The organism is Serratia sp. NFX21 (assembly GCF_048517035.1).
Lineage (GTDB): Bacteria > Pseudomonadota > Gammaproteobacteria > Enterobacterales > Enterobacteriaceae > Serratia > Serratia quinivorans.
This window is the reverse complement of sequence record NZ_CP183196.1, coordinates 838,501-851,940: the sequence shown is the minus strand read 5'-3', so window position 1 is coordinate 851,940 and position 13,440 is coordinate 838,501. Positions and strand designations below refer to the sequence as shown.

Genomic DNA, 13,440 nt, shown 5'->3' with positions numbered 1-13,440 from the left:
CTCCCAAAAAGAAAGGGCCCGCGTTTAAACGGGCCCTCGATCATTAACCTGTCGCGGTTACTTGCGTACGGAATCAGGCGACTTCATGTAGCGGAAGAAATCGCTGTCCGGGCTCAGTACCATCACGTCCTGGTTATTGCTGCTGAAGCTGGTTTCATAAGCACGCAGGCTACGGATAAAGGCATAGAAGTCCGGATCCTGACTGAATGCGTTAGCAAACAGTTTAGCCGCTTCGGCATTACCTTCACCACGGGTGATACGCGCTGTACGTTCGGCTTCCGCCAGGGTACGAGTCACTTCGTAGTCTGCGGTAGCGCGCAGCTTCTCAGCCTCTTCCTGACCCTGTGAACGGTGACGACGGGCTACCGCTTCACGCTCGGCGCGCATACGCTGGTAGATTGCATCAGACACTTCGGCCGGCAGGTTGATCTGCTTGATACGCACGTCGATCACTTCGATACCCAACGCCGCCATGCTGTTCGGGTTAACCTTCGGCAGTTTGCCGGTGGTTTCCTTTTCAACACGCGCCGCTGCAGAAGCAATAGCGTCATCGGCTTCGGTGGTCGCCACTTCCTGGTCATCACCGACGGTACCGGTGTTCAGCGCGTCACGCACGTCGGACATCAGTTTACCGCGCGAGTCGGTCACGATGTCTTTAACATCCAGACGACCAATTTCGGAACGCAGACGGTCACTGAACTTACGTTTCAGCAACACTTCGGCCTGTGATACATCACCGCCGCCGGTTGCCAGATAGTAACGGCTGAAATCGCTGATACGCCATTTCAGGTATGAGTCGACGATCAGGTCTTTCTTCTCGCTGGTAACAAAGCGGTCAGCCTGGTTGTCCATGGTCTGGATACGTGCATCCAGCGTTTTCACTGTTTCAATGAACGGGATCTTGAAGTGCAGGCCCGGCGCATAGACCAGCGGTTTGTTGTCGCTGTCACGCAGTACCTTGCCGAAACGCAGCACGATGCCGCGCTGACCTTCCTGAACCACGAACAAGGATGCATACAACGCCACCAGCACCGCGAGGATAATTACTATAAAAGACTTACGCATTGATTATTCTCTCCCTACGCGAGTGGTGTCGTCACGCTGCGCATTCGCCCGGCGCTGGTCCATGACCGTGCCGTTACTGGTGCGCTGGCTGCTGGAGCTGGCGCCGCTGTTGGCAGACGGAGCGGGGTTGAGACGAATCAGGCTGGTGTCTTTACTGCCTTCAGCCGCCGCGCCGGTTTGGCCACGCAGCATTTGATCCAGCGGTAACACCATAAGATTGTTGCCTTTGTCATTCACCAACACTTTACGGGTGTGGCTCAGGACTTTTTCCATGGTTTCGATATACAGACGCTCGCGGGTGATTTGCGGTGCAGACTTGTATTCCGGCAACAGCTTGGCAAAGCCCGCAACCTCACCCTGTGCTTCCAGGACGGTACGGTCTTTATAGGCTTTGGCATCTTCCAACAGACGCTGTGCCTGGCCATTAGCGCGTGGCTGAACTTCGTTGGCGTAAGCTTCTGCCTCACGGATGTACTGCTGCTCGTTCTCACGTGCGGCAATCGCATCATCAAATGCGGCTTTCACCTCTTCCGGCGGACGAGCGGCCTGGAAGTTGACGTCCAGCAGCGTGATGCCCATGTTGTACGGACGAATAGTCTCTTCCAGTACGCGTTGGGTATCGCTACGCACGATAGTACGGCCTTCGGTCAGGATCTTGTCCATGGTGTACTTGCCGATAACGCCACGCAGGGCGCTGTCAGTAGCCTGGCTCAGGCTATCGTCGGCGTTGGTCACGCTGAACAGATAGGCTTCCGGATTGGTCACGCGGTACTGCACGTTCATTTCTACGCGCACCACGTTCTCATCGGAGGTCAGCATCACGCCAGAAGCGGCCAGTTCACGCACCGACTCTACGTTGACCGGACGCACTTCATCGATGAAGGTCGGCTTCCAGTTCAGACCCGGCTGCACCAGGTGGCTGAACTTGCCAAAACGAGTCACGACACCGCGCTCGGCTTCTTTGATGGTGTAGAAACCGCTGGCGGCCCAAATCACCACCACCGCAACCGCAGCGATACCGATAATACGACCGCTAAAGCCCGGCCCCGAAGTGCCAGTACCGCCGTCGTTATTGTTGTTGGAGCCTTTGCCCCCGCCCAAGCCGCTCAGTTTCTTGCTCAGCTTGCGGAAGATATCGTCCAAATCAGGTGGCCCTTGATCGCGACCGCCTTTGTTATTACCGCCAGAGTTGCCGCCATTGTTATTGCTGCTCCCCCACGGGTCGCGGTCCTGTCCGTTATTACCGGGCTGATTCCACGCCATGTTTTAGCTCCATATTCTGTGATTGGGTACTTCAGGCTTACGCGAAGCTCAAATGTAACAGGATATGATCATACTATAAAGTTAATCAGATCCAGTTCCTGTTTGCAGAGGCGACGCCATTCGACGATAGGCATACGAACCACCACGCCAATGCTGCCGTCTTCTTCGTTCCACTCTTTCTCAATTGCCTGAAGCTGGTAAAAACGGCTACGAAGACGGCCTGCCTCTGGCGGTAAGCGCAGCTCATAATGCGCGATTTCCCCCGATAAGCGCTCCGTCAACGCCTGATACAGCAACGGGATACCTTCACCGCTGGCGGCGGACAGCCACACCCGGATCGGTAAGTTTTCATCGTTGCGGTCGATACGCGGAACAAAATCATCCAGCATATCTATTTTGTTCATCACTAACAGTGTAGGGATCTCATCCGATTCAATCTCTGCCAGCACGGTATTTACCGCTTCAATGTTCTCATCGACACGGGTATCCGCGGCGTCGATTACATGTAACAGCAAAGATGCCTGACGCGTTTCTTGCAGCGTTGCCTTGAAGGCGGCCACCAGATCGTGCGGCAGGTGCCGGATAAAGCCTACGGTATCCGCCAACACGGTATCGCCCACATCGGCCACGTCGATACGCCGCAGGGTAGGATCCAGGGTGGCAAATAGCTGGTCGGCCGCGTACACATCGGCAGACGTTATTCGATTAAACAGGGTAGATTTACCGGCGTTGGTGTATCCCACCAGCGATACGGTTGGCACTTCAGCACGGGTACGCGCACGTCGGCCCTGTTCACGCTGCTTAGCTACCCGCTCCAGGCGGCGTAGAATCAGGCTAATGCGATCGCGTAACAGACGACGGTCGGTCTCTAATTGGGTTTCCCCTGGCCCGCGCAGGCCAATCCCCCCTTTTTGGCGCTCAAGGTGCGTCCAGCCACGAACTAAACGCGTGGCGATATGACGCAACTGCGCCAGCTCTACCTGCAGCTTACCTTCATGGGTACGGGCACGCTGGGCAAAGATGTCTAGAATCAACCCGGTGCGATCGATCACCCGGCATTCGCACAGGCGTTCAAGGTTTCTCTCTTGCGCCGCGGAAAGGGAGTGATCAAACAGGACAACAGATGCGCCACTGGCTTTTACCGCATCTGCAATTTCTTCGGCCTTTCCTTCACCGACAAAGTACTTGGGATGTGGGGCTTTGCGGCTACCAGTCACCACTTGCAAAGCTTCGACACCCGCAGAGGACACCAGGGATTCGAACTCACTGAGATCTTCTGTATCTTTGTCTTGCGAGAAATAGATATGAACCAGGACGGCCTGCTCACCGGCTTCATAACGGTCAAACAAGCGTGCAACCTCTCAAACGGAAATCCGTGAGTTTGGGGGACATAAACAGCCCACGGCTGCTTATGCTCCCCGTCATGGTTGACTCGCAACGCGCTTTATTCAGCGTCATCGCTTTCCTGCTGCGGCTGTTGCGGCGCAGACGGGTTGTTACCATGGTGATAGTTACTGGTGCCGCCGCTCGGAGTATTGCTATGGTGCGAAACCGGGCGTGACGGGACAACGGTAGAGATAGCGTGCTTATAAACCATCTGGCTCACCGTGTTTTTCAACAGGATGACAAACTGGTCAAAAGACTCAATCTGGCCTTGCAGCTTAATACCATTCACCAAATAAATAGAAACCGGAACACGTTCACGACGCAATGCGTTCAGGAACGGATCTTGCAAAGATTGCCCCTTAGCCATTCTATCTTTTCCTTATTTGCTTGTTGTTTTTAACTAAGAACCTGTCGGCTCTAAAATAAACGACCTAAAAAATTTGCGCGCTGAATACTCATCAATTGTACACAATCACTCAACCTATGCACTAACAACCTGTATTACCGAGTCCAAAGCCTCTCCCGGCTTCTCGCTGTCCAGCCAATGTACCGAGTCCCAGCCTCGTAACCAGGTCATTTGGCGCTTGGCCAATTGACGCGTTGCGCAAATACCACGATAAACCATCTCATCGTAACTAATTTCACCAGACAAATATGACCACATCTGGCGATAACCGACACAGCGAATGGAAGGCAAGTCCTTATGCAAATCACCCCGTGCAAAAAGTGCACGCGCTTCCGTCTCAAAACCTGCCGCCAACATTTGATGGTACCGCAGCTCGATGCGTTGATGGATCAACTCACGGCTGGTCGGCGCTATCGCAAATTGGTGCACATGATACGGCAACGATTCACCCGAAATTTTAGTCAGTTCCGTTAAAGTTTTACCCGAAATAAAAAAAACTTCCAGTGCTCTGGACAGTCTCTGCGGATCATTCGGATGAATTCTCAATGCCGCAACCGGGTCAATCTCTTGCAACTGACGGTGTAAAACGTCCCAACCCTGCTCCGCCGCCTGCTGTTCGATGCGTTCGCGCACCGCAGGATCGGCAGGTGGCAACGGCGATAAACCTTCCAGCAACGCCTTGAAATAAAGCATGGTTCCCCCCACCAGCAGCGGGATACGCCCGGCGGCGGTAATGGCGGCCATCTCTTTCAGTGCGTCGGCGCGAAAGTCCGCTGCGGAGTAAGCTTCGGCGGGATCGCGAATATCAATCAGCCGATGCGGTGCCTGCGCCAGTTCTTCAGCGCTCGGTTTGGCCGTGCCGATATCCATGCCGCGATAAATCAGTGCGGAATCCACGCTGATTAATTCCACAGGCAGGCGTTCACGCAGCGCGATCGCCAATGCGGTTTTGCCCGAGGCGGTCGGCCCCATGATAAAGATAGCCGGGGGACGTGGTGTCATTTCAGTTTCAATCATGCCTAAGTGCTGCCAGTGCAGCCTGTAAATCAACAGGTTGTAAAAGTCCGCTGGGTGGTGATTTGACCAGCTGCGGGCAAAGTCGTTCAACGTCGGTCAGCAATTGTATCGCTTGCGAGGTGTTCCACTGTTCATGTTCGCTACCTAAATGGCGGGCAAACCAGGTGGCCAATACCGCGGGCGACATCTCCTGATGCTCGGCCAGATAGCCTAACAGTTCGGGTATCAGTTTTTGTAAATTTTGTTGGCGTAATGGTAAAGGTACTGCGCGCAACGTCACACGCCCGTGATCTACTTGCAGATCCAACCCCATTGTTACCAATAGCGGCTGATGATGTACGCAGGCTGCCGCCTCTTGTTTGTTCAACGTCAGCTTGATGGGGATCAGCAGCGGCTGTGGCCGCAGGCCTTCTTGCGAAGGATTAAGTTGCGCCTGACGTAACCAGCGTTCGGCCACCGGCAGGTTTAGCAACATCAACTGCTGACCGTTTTCAATCAGCGCATAACACGGCGGGTAGATCATCAGCACACGGCCGAAACTGTGCTGACTCCCGGCCAGTGGCGTTTCCTGCTCGGTTTTTACCGGAGGAAACAGCGGTTGCTTTGGTGCTTCTTGCCGTGGCTCAGCCACTGGCGTGGCCTGCAACAGCTTGCCGTACAGCTCACCTTCCCGCTTCTGGTAACCACTGCCCGAATGATAGGCCGGTTGCGGCGCACGTTCACGCGCGACGGCAGGCTCGGTTGATGCGGTTTCTCGGCGCGGTGCAGGCTGAGAAAAATGGTTGCCGCCAGCGGCGACGCGGTTTTCCGGCTGCCAGACCGGTGCCGGTTGCTGCTCGGTTTCATCGGTCAACGGCAGCGGCGCATTGCCGACCTGCTGCAACACGGTGGTTACCGCCTGATAGATAAAGTCGTGCACCAGCCGAGCCTGATGGAAACGCACCTCGTGCTTGGCCGGGTGAACATTCACATCCACCTGATGCGGGTCTACCTCGAGATACAGCACATAGGCAGGCTGCTGGTCGTCTTTCAGTTGATCCTGATAAGCCTGGCGGATGGCGTGATTGATCAAACGATCGCGCATCATGCGGCTGTTGACGTAGCAATACTGCATTTCGCCCAGTTGCCGGGCACCGGCGGGATCGGCCACCCAGCCACGAATGGTCAGGTCACCGTGCTGCCAGGAGATGTTCAGCGCATGCTGCAAAAAGGCCGGGCCGCAAATACTGCCCAGACGGCGCTCATACTGGCTCTCGTCTTTCGCTGCGCGATATTGACGCATCAGCTTGCCATTGTGACTAAGGTTGATCGCCACATCGAAACGCGCCAGTGCAATGCGTCGCACCACTTCATCGATATGGCCAAATTCGGTTTTCTCGGTGCGCATAAATTTGCGCCGCGCCGGGGTGTTGTAGAACAGATCCAGCACTTCCAGCGTGCTGCCTATCGGGTGTGCCGCCGGCTTGACCGTCACCGCCTGATCGCGGCCTTCGGCATAAGCCTGCCAGGCTTCGTTTTGTTCTGCGGTACGTGAAGTGAGGGTTAAGCGAGAAACCGAGCTGATACTGGCCAACGCCTCGCCGCGAAAGCCGAGGCTGACAATGGCTTCCAAATCGTCGAGCGTGCTGATTTTACTGGTGGCGTGACGAGCCAATGCCAGAGCCAGGTCGTCCTTGCCAATACCACTGCCGTTATCACGAATGCGGATCAGCTTGGCGCCACCGCGCTCGATATCAATATCAATACGCGTCGCCCCGGCATCCAGACTGTTTTCCACCAATTCCTTGACCACCGACGCGGGCCGCTCGACCACTTCACCGGCGGCAATCTGGTTGGCAAGCTGGGGCGGTAACACCTGGATGGACATGCTGACTCCTGTATTGTGGGCGCTAGGCCTGCGGAATGGTCAGCGTCCGATCCAGCGGCGCGACGTCCGACTTCAGTTTATTCACGCGTTTCAGATCGCTGACGCTGACACCATAACGGCTGGCAATAGATGTCAAAGTATCACCGCGGGCCACTTTATGCTTCGATGGCTTCTTCACGCTGGGTTTCGCCTTGGCGACCGTGCTGGCTGCAGCGGCGGATTTACCCGCCGGTACCTTGAGGCGCTGGCCGACCCATACGCCATCCTTCTTCAGCTTGTTCAGGTCACGCAACGCCGCCATGGTAGTGCCATAGCTGTCGGCGATCCCGGAGAGCGTTTCAGCCCGCTTCACTACGTGAATCTGCGTTTTACCGCTAATACGGCTGCTGCCGGCCGAACTGACGATCGGTGCAGGCTGACTGACGTCTGGTGTTGAGGAGTTAACCGCCGCTGCGACGTCCAGCGGTCGGTTTTCCACCTTTGGGTCGGCTTGTAGCGGATGCGCCAGGAAATAACTACGCAGGCCGTTGTGGATCGCCCTGGCAATTTTTTCCTGATACGCGCTACTGCCGAGCAGCCGCTCCTCCGTGCTATTACTGATAAATCCTGTTTCCACCAGCAATGATGGAATGTCCGGCGAACGCAGCACGCCAAGGCTGGCGTGTTCCGGACGACGTTTATGCAATGAACCGACGCTCTGTAACTGCTGCAAGACTTTGACCGCAACATCGTAACCCACACGTTGCGAGTGACCGAATTGCAGATCCAGCACTGCCTGGCTCAGGTAAGGATCCGCCTGGCTGTTAGCCAGCAAATCGCCCGCACCGCCCAGCAATTCAGACTGTTTCTCATGCTGTTCCAGCCAGCCCGCCATTTCACTGTTGGCCCGGCGGTTGGACAGAACCCAAACCGAGGCCCCGTTGGCACTGCGGTTTGGCGCGGCATCGGCGTGAATGGAGATCAGCACGTTGGCGCCCTGCTTGCGCGCTACGTCGGAACGTCCCATCACCGAGATGAAGTAGTCACCATTGCGCGTCAGGACCGGTTTGAACTGAGGATCGGCATCCAACAACGCCTGCAGGCGACGAGCAATAGCGATAGTGACATTCTTCTCTTTCAGGCCGTTCGGGCCGATAGCGCCCGGATCCTGCCCGCCGTGACCGGCGTCAATGGCTACCACCACCCGATCGCCGGAACCTGCGGAAACGCGGCTGCTGCGCGGCGTAATTTCCGATGCGGTCCCCGCAACTACGGTTGTCTTGTTGCTGAACGGATTCGAACCGCTTGGTGCTTTACGCACCGGTGCCGGCTCATCAGGCTCACTCACCACGACTGGCGCTTTACGCGTTGGCTGGCTCACCACCGGCGCAGGTACCGGAGCTTTACGCACTATGTTGGTATTAGCGCTACCCTCGGTGGCAATGGTAAACACCACGGTATAGATACTGCCGCTTTGGCGTGTGGCCACCCGGGTCTTCGAACGTTGTGTCAGGTCAAACACCAGCCGCACACTCTGGGCGTCTTTCGGCGTACTGGAGCGGATACTTTTCACCAGGTTTTGACCGCTAAAATTCAGCGGCAGACCGCCGACCTTGCCCTTCTGGTTAACGTCCAGCACCACGCGGTCCGGGCCATGCAGTGGGAAAAAGGCATAATCCGGCGGGCCGTTGAAACTCACCGAGACGGTGGCTTCGCGTTGGGCATTAGTGACTTTAATATCAGACAGCGACGATGCGGCCAGCGCACTGGCCGCACCCAAAGGCCCCAATACGGCGATCAGGGCGATTACGAATAGTTTTCTCAACGCATACGTCATTGCGGCGTCATTCCTGTGGCCCGTGAATACGGTCTAAAAGCTGGCTGCCGTAGGCGGAAACCGCCTGAATTTTTGCTTCTCGTCCCTGATCCTGATAGCTGAGATGCAGCTCCAGATCCGGCTCCGGCAATACGCCCGAGCCCTGCTGTGGCCATTCCACCAGGCAAATAGCATCCTGCGCAAAATAATCGCGAATGCCCATAAATTCGAGTTCTTCCGGATCGGCCAGGCGGTACAAATCAAAATGGTATACCGCCAGCGGCTGCAGGGCATAAGGCTCTACCAGCGTATAAGTGGGGCTTTTAACATTGCCCTGATGACCCAACGCCTGCAGGAAACCACGGCTGAAGGTGGTTTTACCGGCGCCCAGGTCACCGTAAAGGTAAATTACGCTGGCACGATCGCACGCCTTAGCCAAGACGGCACCCAGTGCGACAGTCGCTGCCTCATCCGGCAGAGGTAAAACGAGTTCTTTCATTCGATAGTTTCTATTTATGCCAACTCAGGATTAACGTAATAAGGAATTTCCGGCAGTAAGTCACTTGCCAGCATCCCCCTGATTCCTTGTCTTGCCGCCACGCGATCGGCGGCTGCGCCATGCGCCACACATCCGGCACAGGCTGCATCATACAGCGAGAGCTTTTGCCCCAGCAAACCGCCGATGATACCCGACAAAACATCGCCCATTCCGCCGGAGGCCATGCCGGCATTGCCGACGTCGGCGATCGCCATCTGGCCGTACTGGTCGGCAATCAGCGTGCCCGCACCTTTCAGCACGGCTATGCCACCGTATTGCGCCACCAGTTTACGCACTGCAAGTAAGCGATCACTCTCAATCTCGGCGGTACGGCACCCCAGCAGGCGTGCCGCCTCCCCAGGATGCGGGGTAATCACACGATTCTGACGCTTCTCGGGATTTAATGCCAGCAAGTTCAACGCATCCGCGTCCCATAACGCCGGTTTATCACTGGCTTGCAATACTTTCAGCGCATTCCTACCCCATTCGCCCTGGCCCAGTCCCGGCCCCACCACCAGAACATCAGCCCAGTCGAGCGCCTGCTGCAATGTTTCGTCACTTAAAGGCTGTACCATCAGCTCAGGCCTGGCGGTCAATAATGGCCCGACATGCTCGATGTGAGTAAGTACTCGCACCAATCCGGCACCGCTGCGCAGTGCCGCCTCTGCCGCCATGCGTATCGCACCGCCAAAACCATGATCGCCGCCAACCACCAACAAACGCCCTTGTTCACCTTTATGCGAGCACGGACGACGCGGTTTCAGCCACAGAGGCAGGGACTCGGCAGTAAGCCGCTGAATCTGTGTCGGTTGCTTCGCCAGCCAACCCGATAATCCTAGCGTACTCTGGTGAAGTTGCCCGACCCAATCACGGGCCTGACCGGTTAATAAGCCCGGTTTGAGGGCAATAAACGTCATAGTGTGCGTAGCGCGGATCACCACCCCAGGCACAGCACCGCTTTCAGCCAGCAAGCCCGAGGGAATATCAAGTGCGATCACCGGTGCACAGCTGCGGTTCGCGGCTTCAATCAGCGCATCGTATGGCGCACGCGGCGCACGACTCAGCCCGGTACCAAGCAAGCCGTCGATGATCAGATCACTATCTTCCGGCCAACGACTGTCAGCCGGATGAATTTCACCACCTGCGGCCAACCAGGCCTGTCGCGCTTCTGCGGCCTCGGGTGGCAGTGGGCGTGTGCCTTCGCAGGCGATCAAACTGACCTTAACACCGGCCGCCGCTGCCAGTCTGGCGACCACGTAACCGTCGCCGCCGTTGTTGCCATGGCCACACAGCACCAGCCAGTGGTGAGCGGCCGGGTACTGGTCGCGTGCCAGGATGTAAGCAGCCTCACCGGCACGTTGCATCAGTTGGTAGAGTGAAATCCCCAGCGAGGCAGCGGCGCTGGCTTCAGCCCGCCGGATCCAGTCTGCAGACCAGACAGAGTGTGATAAACTAGCGGAGTATTGTTTTTCACTGTGGCCCGTCATGACTCACCCCCTCGATCTCAATCAACTCGCCCAACATATCAAGCAATGGGGCCAATCGCTAGGATTCCAGCAGGTAGGCATCTGCGACACCGATCTTAGCGCGGAAGAGCCTAAACTGCAGGCCTGGCTGGACAAACAATACCACGGCGAAATGGAGTGGATGGCGCGCCACGGTATGCTGCGCGCCCGGCCCCATGAGCTACTGCCCGGCACCCTGCGGGTGATCAGCGTGCGCATGAACTATCTACCGGCCAAAGCGGCCTTTGCCAGCACGCTGCAGAACCCCGAATTGGGCTATGTCAGCCGCTATGCGTTGGGGCGTGATTATCACAAACTGCTACGCCAACGGCTGAAAAAGCTTGGCGATCAGATCCAGGCCTACTGCGGCGAACTGAATTTCCGCCCTTTTGTCGACTCCGCGCCGGTGATGGAACGCGCATTGGCCTCCAAGGCCGGGATTGGCTGGGTTGGTAAACACTCACTTATTCTCAATCGCGAAGCCGGCTCCTGGTTCTTTCTCGGCGAACTGCTGATCGATCTGCCCTTGCCGGTGGATGAACCGCAGCAGGAACAATGCGGCCGCTGCGTCGCCTGTATCACCACTTGCCCGACCGGGGCCATCGTCGCGCCCTATACCGTGGATGCCCGGCGCTGCATCTCCTATCTCACCATCGAGCTGGAAGGCGCCATTCCTGAAGAATTTCGGCCGTTGTTAGGCAACCGTATCTACGGCTGTGATGATTGCCAGCTTATCTGCCCCTGGAACCGCTTCTCACAGCTCACTGACGAAGATGATTTCAGCCCGCGTGCCGCACTGCATGCGCCGCAGCTGATTGAACTGTTCGCCTGGACGGAAGAGAAATTCCTGCGCATCACCGAAGGTTCTGCCATCCGACGCATCGGCCATTTACGCTGGTTGCGTAATATTGCCGTGGCGCTGGGTAATGCCCCCTATCAGGATGCCATAGTGATCGCGCTGCGCTCCCGGCTGGAACAGGACGCTATGCTGGATGAACATATCCACTGGGCACTGAAGCAGCAATTGGGACGGCGTGAGGAGCAAGGTATAGAAGTGCAGACAATGCAGAAAAAACGATTGATACGGGCTGTGGAAAAAGGATTACCGAGGGATGCCTAAAACCTTACGTTCAGGCCCAATAGTCACTCTGTGGATTTGTGCATAAAAATAAAAATGCTTTGTCTTTCAACTGCAACAAAAAGAGCAAGTGATCGGCATAACGTTTTCCGATAAATAAATATCGTTATAAATCAAACTAATAAATATTTCATTTGTGTGGCGTTGATTTTTTGAGCTGAGGGTATTATGTACGCTACCTGTGGATAAGTCTGTTCACAACATTTCGACAGGGTATGTACAACAAGACAGGAAGCCGCGCCGCTAAAGGCGTTGGACTGAGTTAAATCGAAGATAAAATTGGAGCGGGAAACGAGACTCGAACTCGCGACCCCGACCTTGGCAAGGTCGTGCTCTACCAACTGAGCTATTCCCGCATTGAGATGCTTTGGGCATCCGGCCATCAAACAACAACATGGCCTTTGAATTTTTTGGAGCGGGAAACGAGACTCGAACTCGCGACCCCGACCTTGGCAAGGTCGTGCTCTACCAACTGAGCTATTCCCGCGTCGCATGGGTACTACTTGATACTTTTTTTATTCATCACGCCACCTAAGCAGCATTGTTGAATTTGGAGCGGGAAACGAGACTCGAACTCGCGACCCCGACCTTGGCAAGGTCGTGCTCTACCAACTGAGCTATTCCCGCCCGGCGTAACGATGTCGGAACTAAACGAAATTCTTCATCGGTACGGGGTGCGCATTATACGAGAAATCCTTTCTGCCGCAAGCCCCTGAAAGCAAAAAAACGCGTTTTTTGTTTGTTTGCCGATTAAAGCGCCAAACTGGTTAATTAAGCGGCGGAATTGGCCGCTTGCAGTAATAAGGCCCCCTGTTCAGGGGCCTGACATCCATTATAGCTGGATGAAATGCTCACGGTAGTAGGCCAATTCGCCCACTGACTCACGGATATCATCCATAGCCTGATGAGTACCCTGCTTTTTAAAACCGCTGAGGATTTCCGGTTTCCAACGGCGCGCCAGCTCCTTCAAAGTGCTGACATCCAGATAGCGGTAATGGAAGTAGGCTTCCAGTTCCGGCATATAGCGGAACAGGAAGCGGCGGTCCTGGCCCACACTGTTGCCGCAGATTGGTGATTTGCCCGCCGGTACCCACTGTTGCAAAAAGGCGATGGTGGCCAACTCGGCGGCATGGTCGTCGTACTGACTGGCCTTCACCCTTTCCACCAGCCCGCTGCCGGTATGAGTCCGCACGTTCCAGTCATCCATCAGGCCAAGCTGTTCGTCGGATTGATGCACGGCGATCACTGGCCCTTCCGCGAGGATATTCAGATTGGCGTCGGTGACCAGGGTAGCGATCTCGATAATGCGATCGCGTTCTGGATCCAACCCGGTCATCTCCAGATCGATCCAAATCAGGTTATTTTCGTTTCCTGTCATGATATTTCCTGCGTAAAAGCCAAAAGATAAACAAACTATAGGCAAGGCGGCGAGCGACGCTGGCTGTTTGCCGACGGTAGTA

Annotated in this window: 11 protein-coding genes and 3 tRNA genes; 1 reads left to right on the top strand and 13 read right to left on the bottom strand. The window is 55.8% G+C overall.

Translation table 11 applies throughout. The annotated features are described in order from the left end of the window. Positions 1–57: 57 nt before the first annotated feature. The 9 genes from hflC to nnr form a co-directional block, all read right to left on the bottom strand. Positions 58–1,065, bottom strand: a complete 1,008-nt coding sequence (gene hflC, locus ACNT1W_RS03950) for a protease modulator HflC (RefSeq protein ID WP_012004897.1) — start codon at positions 1,063–1,065, stop codon at positions 58–60. 3 nt (positions 1,066–1,068) lie between these two features. Continuing rightward, positions 1,069–2,328: an FtsH protease activity modulator HflK gene (gene hflK, locus ACNT1W_RS03945; protein WP_012004896.1), complete on the bottom strand. Its 1,260-nt coding sequence runs from the start codon at positions 2,326–2,328 to the stop codon at positions 1,069–1,071. A 68-nt stretch (positions 2,329–2,396) separates the two neighbouring features. Then, a complete protein-coding gene (gene hflX / locus ACNT1W_RS03940; protein WP_012004895.1) occupies positions 2,397–3,677 on the bottom strand; it encodes a ribosome rescue GTPase HflX in 1,281 nt (426 codons plus the stop codon). A 95-nt stretch (positions 3,678–3,772) separates the two neighbouring features. Next, the gene (gene hfq / locus ACNT1W_RS03935; protein ID WP_012004894.1) at positions 3,773–4,081 is read right to left on the bottom strand and encodes an RNA chaperone Hfq; all 309 of its coding nucleotides are present in this window, start codon (positions 4,079–4,081) and stop codon (positions 3,773–3,775) included. Between the two features lie 114 nt (positions 4,082–4,195). Continuing rightward, the gene (gene miaA / locus ACNT1W_RS03930) at positions 4,196–5,137 is read right to left on the bottom strand and encodes a tRNA (adenosine(37)-N6)-dimethylallyltransferase MiaA (RefSeq protein ID WP_419246430.1); all 942 of its coding nucleotides are present in this window, start codon (positions 5,135–5,137) and stop codon (positions 4,196–4,198) included. Continuing rightward, the gene (gene mutL / locus ACNT1W_RS03925; RefSeq protein WP_419246429.1) at positions 5,130–7,004 is read right to left on the bottom strand and encodes a DNA mismatch repair endonuclease MutL; all 1,875 of its coding nucleotides are present in this window, start codon (positions 7,002–7,004) and stop codon (positions 5,130–5,132) included. Before mutL ends, miaA begins: the two co-directional genes overlap by 8 nt. A 22-nt stretch (positions 7,005–7,026) precedes the next feature. Beyond that, a complete protein-coding gene (gene amiB, locus ACNT1W_RS03920) occupies positions 7,027–8,820 on the bottom strand; it encodes an N-acetylmuramoyl-L-alanine amidase AmiB (protein ID WP_419246428.1) in 1,794 nt (597 codons plus the stop codon). 7 nt (positions 8,821–8,827) lie between these two features. Beyond that, positions 8,828–9,298 (bottom strand): tRNA (adenosine(37)-N6)-threonylcarbamoyltransferase complex ATPase subunit type 1 TsaE, encoded by a 471-nt coding sequence (gene tsaE, locus ACNT1W_RS03915; RefSeq protein WP_261132301.1) that lies wholly within the window; start codon positions 9,296–9,298, stop codon positions 8,828–8,830. A gap of 14 nt (positions 9,299–9,312) precedes the next feature. Next, positions 9,313–10,824, bottom strand: coding sequence for a bifunctional ADP-dependent NAD(P)H-hydrate dehydratase/NAD(P)H-hydrate epimerase (gene nnr / locus ACNT1W_RS03910; RefSeq protein WP_419246427.1), 1,512 nt, complete (start codon positions 10,822–10,824; stop codon positions 9,313–9,315). On the opposite strand from nnr, the gene queG reads away from it, so the two are divergent. Beyond that, positions 10,823–11,962, top strand: coding sequence for a tRNA epoxyqueuosine(34) reductase QueG (gene queG, locus ACNT1W_RS03905; RefSeq protein ID WP_012004888.1), 1,140 nt, complete (start codon positions 10,823–10,825; stop codon positions 11,960–11,962). The genes nnr and queG overlap by 2 nt on opposite strands. A 298-nt stretch (positions 11,963–12,260) precedes the next feature. Here the strand turns inward: queG and ACNT1W_RS03900 are convergent. From ACNT1W_RS03900 to orn, 4 genes are all read right to left on the bottom strand, one after another. Next, a tRNA-Gly gene (locus ACNT1W_RS03900) sits at positions 12,261–12,336 on the bottom strand. Positions 12,337–12,391: 55 nt separating this feature from the next. Further along, positions 12,392–12,467: transfer RNA gene (locus ACNT1W_RS03895), tRNA-Gly, on the bottom strand. A gap of 64 nt (positions 12,468–12,531) precedes the next feature. After that, positions 12,532–12,607: transfer RNA gene (locus ACNT1W_RS03890), tRNA-Gly, on the bottom strand. A gap of 205 nt (positions 12,608–12,812) precedes the next feature. Continuing rightward, positions 12,813–13,358, bottom strand: a complete 546-nt coding sequence (gene orn, locus ACNT1W_RS03885; RefSeq protein WP_012004887.1) for an oligoribonuclease — start codon at positions 13,356–13,358, stop codon at positions 12,813–12,815. Positions 13,359–13,440 lie beyond the last annotated feature (82 nt).

Coding starts and splice junctions, on each gene's coding strand:
- hflC (WP_012004897.1), bottom strand. CDS start 1,065: ATGCGTAAGTCTTTTATAGTAATTATCCTCGCGGTGCTGGTGGCGTTG.
- hflK (WP_012004896.1), bottom strand. CDS start 2,328: ATGGCGTGGAATCAGCCCGGTAATAACGGACAGGACCGCGACCCGTGG.
- hfq (WP_012004894.1), bottom strand. CDS start 4,081: ATGGCTAAGGGGCAATCTTTGCAAGATCCGTTCCTGAACGCATTGCGT.
- miaA (WP_419246430.1), bottom strand. CDS start 5,137: ATGATTGAAACTGAAATGACACCACGTCCCCCGGCTATCTTTATCATG.
- mutL (WP_419246429.1), bottom strand. CDS start 7,004: ATGTCCATCCAGGTGTTACCGCCCCAGCTTGCCAACCAGATTGCCGCC.
- amiB (WP_419246428.1), bottom strand. CDS start 8,820: ATGACGTATGCGTTGAGAAAACTATTCGTAATCGCCCTGATCGCCGTA.
- tsaE (WP_261132301.1), bottom strand. CDS start 9,298: ATGAAAGAACTCGTTTTACCTCTGCCGGATGAGGCAGCGACTGTCGCA.
- queG (WP_012004888.1), top strand. CDS start 10,823: ATGACTCACCCCCTCGATCTCAATCAACTCGCCCAACATATCAAGCAA.
- nnr (WP_419246427.1), bottom strand. CDS start 10,824: ATGACGGGCCACAGTGAAAAACAATACTCCGCTAGTTTATCACACTCT.
- orn (WP_012004887.1), bottom strand. CDS start 13,358: ATGACAGGAAACGAAAATAACCTGATTTGGATCGATCTGGAGATGACC.